This is a genomic window from Bartonella sp. MM97QHHN (genome assembly GCF_042194285.1).
Lineage (GTDB): Bacteria > Pseudomonadota > Alphaproteobacteria > Rhizobiales > Rhizobiaceae > Bartonella.
Map to the genome: position 1 here is coordinate 1 of NZ_JBHIMS010000024.1, position 1,344 is coordinate 1,344.

Sequence of the window (1,344 nt, forward strand, 5' to 3'; positions counted from 1 at the left end):
TTTAGTATTCAAGAAGGAGAAGCCAATATCAATGGCTTTAAACGCAAGCGCCTTGCCGCCTTGCGCCATGAAGAGATGCAAGATTTTTCGACAAGCGTTGTTCCTAGCGAAACGCATATTTTTTCGCCTCCAAAAGGGAAAACAAGTTTTACCTTTAAACCCTATTATTTTCCTATTGCTGATATTCAGTCTCTTTTGTTGACAAAAGAAAAAACCGTTAACGTCACCCGCGGTGCCGTTGCCGCTGGGCGTGATGGGGTGCCGGATAAAAGCATCACCTCTTTTATCAAAATTGTTCAAGGAACTAAGGAATTTAAAGAAGGAACGGATTTTAAAAAAACCGGAGACACCATTGATTGGGCGCCCGTAGGAGACGAACCTTTAGCGGGAAGTAGCTATAAGGTGACTTACCGCTATCGCGCAAAAATCACGGCTGATAAAGTAACAGCGCAGGAAATCACTGTCTCAGGGGGTGCGGAGGGTGGTGATATTATCGTCAGTTACACTTACAAACTCCCCCGCATTGACCGTATTGGTCTCAACACAGGGGGCAATGTGGTTTACATCAAAGGTATCTCAGTAGACCAACCCATGGCACCCAGTGTCCCTGATGATGTGTTGTCCCTTGCAACGATCACCAACAATTGGCTTGAAACGCCGGTTGTGGTCAATGATGGGACGCGCGTTGCCCCCTATGATGAGATGTGGCGCTATTTTCAACGGGTGCTCTCGCTTGATCGGTTGATGCAGTTAGAGCGCATTAAAAGCAATGTAGACTCTAAAGAGCCTGTTGCCAAAAAAGGCATGTTTGCCGACCCTTTTTTCGATGACAGTTATAGAGATGAAGGTTTTCAACAAACAGGGGCAGTAGGCAACGGCATTTTGCAGCTTGCCATTGATCCAACCTTTTACACCGCTAATCTTACAGCGCCTGTCACCCTTGACTGGACAAATGAAGTGATCATTGCGCAAGAGTTGACAACGGCTTGCGAAAAAATCAATCCTTATCAAAATTTTGCACCCCTTCCTGGTACAGTAACCCTTGAACCCGCAACAGACTTTTGGCATGAACAACGCACCGATTGGCTCTCGGGTATCACCAATCAAATCATCATGGGCTGGAACCGTGGCAGTACCATACGTAGAACAGAAGTAAGCGATAATTTCATCAACACACACCAAGAACAAATCGACTTTTTAAGACAAATTACCCTTCACTTTAAAATTGAAGGTTTTGGCAGTAGCGAAATCTTGGAAAGTCTTACCTTTGATGGTGTGAATGTTTTGCCTAATTATCCCCTTTTTGCCAATTCCTATGGCGTCCTTGAAAGCACTTTTAAGATT

Annotated in this window: 1 protein-coding gene; it reads left to right on the plus strand. The window is 44.8% G+C overall.

What is annotated here, in order from left to right:
- On the plus strand, positions 1-1,344 hold a 1,344-nt coding region (locus ACFIJW_RS00770), incomplete at both ends, for a DUF4815 domain-containing protein (RefSeq protein ID WP_375632828.1).